Origin of the sequence: Sphingomonas sp. CCH15-F11, from assembly GCF_001557005.1 — a bacterium.
Lineage (GTDB): Bacteria > Pseudomonadota > Alphaproteobacteria > Sphingomonadales > Sphingomonadaceae > Sphingomonas.
The window spans coordinates 1-3,401 of record NZ_LSKG01000117.1; the positions used below are offsets into that span (position 1 = coordinate 1).

Below are 3,401 nucleotides of genomic sequence, written 5' to 3' on the forward strand. Positions count from 1 at the left end.
GTTCATCAGCGGCCCGCCGCCGGCCGACCTGTCGCGTATCGGCTGGGACGAGGTCACCGATCACATGCAGATCATGCTCGACATCGGCTATGGCCTCGTGCCGCTGGTCGACGAGCGCCGCGGCGGGCCGCTGATGAACCGGATCACCGGGGTGCGCCGCCAGCTGTCGAAGGACCTGGGCTTCGTCGTCCCGCAGGTGAAGGTGCGCGACGACATCAACCTCGCGCCCTATACCTATCGCATCCTGGTCAACGGGGTCGCGCTGGGCGAGGACAGCGTTTCGCCCGACGGCATGCTGGCGCTCGATACCGGCCAGGCGGCGGGCAAGCTGAAGGGCAAGCCGGCCAAGGACCCGACGTTCGGCCTCGACGCGGTGTGGATCGCGCCCGGCGATGCCGACGGTGCGACCGGCATGGGCTATCTGGTCGTCGATCCGGGCACCGTGATCGCCACGCACCTCAATCATGTGCTGGTGCAGAGCGCGGCCGACCTGCTCGGCCCCGACGAGGTCCAGTCGCTGCTCGACGGGCTGAAGGAGCGCGCGGCGCAGCTGGTCGCGGCGCTGTCGCCCAACCCGCTGCCGCTGACCACGCTGACCCAGGTGCTGCGCGGCCTGCTGGCGGAGAACATCCCGCTCAAGGAGTTCCGCCTGATCGCCGGCGCGATCGCGGTCGCCGCCCAGCGCACCGCCGATGCCGAGGAGATCATCGAGATGATCCGCCCGCAGCTCGGCCCGCTGATCATCCAGAAGCTGTGCGGCGTGCGCGAGCCGCTGCGCGTGATGACGCTGGAGGGTCAGCTCGAGGCGCTGCTCGGTCAGGCGATGCGCAGCGACACCAGTCGCCGCCACACCGTCGAACCCGACCTGGGCCGGCGCATCATCGACGCGGTGCAGAGCGCCGCGACGCCGCTGATCGCCGAATCGAAACCGTTCGTGCTGGTCGTCCAGCCGTCGATCCGGCTCGCGATCCGCAAGCTCGTCCGCACCGTCCTTCCCGACACGCCGGTGATGAGCTTCTTTGAAGTGCCCGAGGACAAGGCGGTCGAGGTGATCGCGGTGATCGGGGCGCCCGAAATGCTGCCCGCATGAGCGTCCCCTTCACCCCGCCCGACGACGCGCAGCCGCTGACCTATGGTCGCACTGCCCAGGCACGCGACCATCAGGCGCTGATGCGCCGCCACCTGCCGATGGTGCGCCGGATCGCATGGCACGTCCACGGATCGATGAGCACGCTGGTCGAGGTCGAGGACCTGGTCCAGATCGGGCTGGTCGCGCTGGTCGAGGCGCTCGCCGCGTTCGAAGATCGCGGCCAGGTCACCTTTGAACAATATCTCGCCACCCGGCTGCGCGGCGCGATGATCGACGAACTTCGCCGCCAAGCGACGATCACGCGCGGCGCGATGCGGCGCAAGCGCGTTTATCAGGACGCCGTCGCCGCCCTGACCCGCGATCAGGGCCACGCGCCCAGCGATGCGCAGGTCGCCGACAAACTGGGGATCACCGTGGAAAAACTCCGCCAGGATTATGCGACGGCCGAACCGGTCCGCTTCGATTCGATCGACGACGTCTATTCGGACGAGGGGCCGTGGTTCATGTCGGACGCGCCCGACCCGTTCGTGGCGCTGGCCGAAGCGGATCAGCGCGACCTGCTCGTCGCCGCGATCGAGGATCTGCCCGAGCGCGAGGCGCTGGTCATCCAGCTTTATTATGTCGAGGAACTGAACCTCGAGGAGATCGGCCATGTGCTGGGCGTCGGCCAGGCGCGCGTGTGCCAGATCAAGAAGTCCGCGCACGATCGCCTGAAGCGCGCACTCGATCGCCGGCTGGGCTGAGCACCACACCCGCGTGTCGCGGGGAGGCTCCCCAAAAGCAACAAGGCGTCGCCCTGGCGGAGGCCGGGCCTTTGGCCGAATGGAGCGCTCCTTTCTGCCGGAGGCCCCGGCCTCCGCCGGGGCGACGTCTCGGATTCAACGGCACCGGGTGCTGCACGCCCTGCGCCGGAGCGACGCCTTTGTTGTTGGCGGGCTGGAGCTGATCAGCCGGCGAGTGGCTCGCCTCCCTTCGCCGGACAAACAAAAACCCCGGTGGCAAACACCACCGGGGTTCTCGCGTCCCGTTCGGATCGGGAGCCGAACCGCCGCCCTTTCAGGGGGGGTGGCGGCGGCCCGAGCCCGACGTCCTTACTGGAGGAGCGACAGCACGTTCTGCTGGCTCTGGTTCGCCTGGGCGAGCATCGCCGTCGACGCCTGGCTCAGGATCTGGGCCTTGGCGAGCGCGGTCGTTTCCGCCGTATAGTCCGTGTCTTCGATGCGGCTGCGCGCATCCGACAGGTTGGTCGCGTTGTTGGTCAGGTTGTTGACCACCGACTGCAGGCGGCTCTGGCCCGCACCCAGCGTCGCGCGGGTGGTCGAGATCGACTCCAGGTCAGCGTCGATATCGGCGAGGGCCGCGTTCGCCGCCGTACCGTCGGTGCCCGACACGTCGAACGAACCGGCGGTGCCGGCACCGGACGTCAGCGCGGTCAGGTCGTCGAGCGTCAGGTCGACCGTGTCGGTGCCGTTCGCACCGCTCTGGATGGTGACGGTCGCGGTCGAACCGTCGAACAGCACCACGCCGTTGAACTCGGTGTTCGAAACGATCTGGCCGATCTGCGCGGTCAGTTCGTCGACTTCGACCTGCAGGTTGTCACGGTCGGTGTCCTGATAGGTGCCCGAAGCCGCCTGAACCGCCAGTTCGCGGATACGCTGCAGCATGTTGGTGACTTCGCCCAGCGCGCCTTCCGCGGTCTGCGCCAGCGAAATGCCGTCATTGGCATTGCGCACGGCCTGGTTCATGCCGCGGATCTGCGAGGTCATCGAGGTGGCGATGGCGAGGCCGGCGGCGTCGTCCTTCGCGGAGTTGATACGCTTGCCGGTCGAGAGGCGCTCCATGGCCGTGCCGAGCGAGCGGTTGGCCATCGAGGAAGCGGCCTGGGCGCGAAGCGCGCCGCTGTTGGTTGCGATAACGGTCATTTGTCCGATCTCCTGTGTCCTGGCGTTCCCGCCTTCCCCCCGAAAAGCGGGAGCCGGGCTGCCACAAGGGATAACGACCGGGGCGCAAAGGACTTTAGGGGGCCCCGGCAAATATTCCGCGGACCCCGTTTTCGCGGGGCTCTTACGCGCGCGCAAGGGCGCGGGTGTTCCAGCGGTATTTTTCTTCGGACGTTTACCACGTCTTTACCACGGAACCCGCAAAGAACGCTGGAAGAACGGGGGAAGTCCATGCCGACCATCATTGCAAGCGATTCGGTGCTCGATCGGCGCTTCACGCTTGTGTCCAGCCTGCGCACGCAGGGTTTTGAAATCGCGCCGGTCGCCACCGCGCGGCCGGGACCAGGCGACCTGTTCCTGGTCATGGCGGG

At 67.7% G+C, this 3,401-nt stretch carries 3 protein-coding genes; 2 read left to right on the plus strand and 1 reads right to left on the minus strand.

Annotated elements, in window-relative coordinates; translation table 11 throughout:
• Both AX709_RS11165 and fliA read left to right on the plus strand, forming a co-directional pair.
• A partial coding sequence (locus AX709_RS11165; protein ID WP_197432030.1) for an FHIPEP family type III secretion protein occupies positions 1-1,090 on the plus strand: 1,090 nt, incomplete at its 5' end.
• A complete protein-coding gene (gene fliA / locus AX709_RS11170; RefSeq protein WP_066479091.1) occupies positions 1,087-1,833 on the plus strand; it encodes a FliA/WhiG family RNA polymerase sigma factor in 747 nt (248 codons plus the stop codon). The genes AX709_RS11165 and fliA, both read left to right, overlap by 4 nt.
• A 348-nt stretch (positions 1,834-2,181) precedes the next feature.
• On the opposite strand, the gene AX709_RS11175 is transcribed toward fliA, so the two are convergent.
• Complete coding sequence (locus AX709_RS11175; RefSeq protein WP_066479094.1) at positions 2,182-3,012, minus strand: flagellin N-terminal helical domain-containing protein; 831 nt, start codon at positions 3,010-3,012, stop codon at positions 2,182-2,184.
• Positions 3,013-3,401: the final 389 nt, after the last annotated feature.

What these genes read in the sequence shown, in the direction of transcription:
- fliA (WP_066479091.1), top strand. Translation starts at nt 1,087, where the DNA reads ATGAGCGTCCCCTTCACCCCGCCCGACGACGCGCAGCCGCTGACCTAT.
- AX709_RS11175 (WP_066479094.1), bottom strand. Translation starts at nt 3,012, where the DNA reads ATGACCGTTATCGCAACCAACAGCGGCGCGCTTCGCGCCCAGGCCGCT.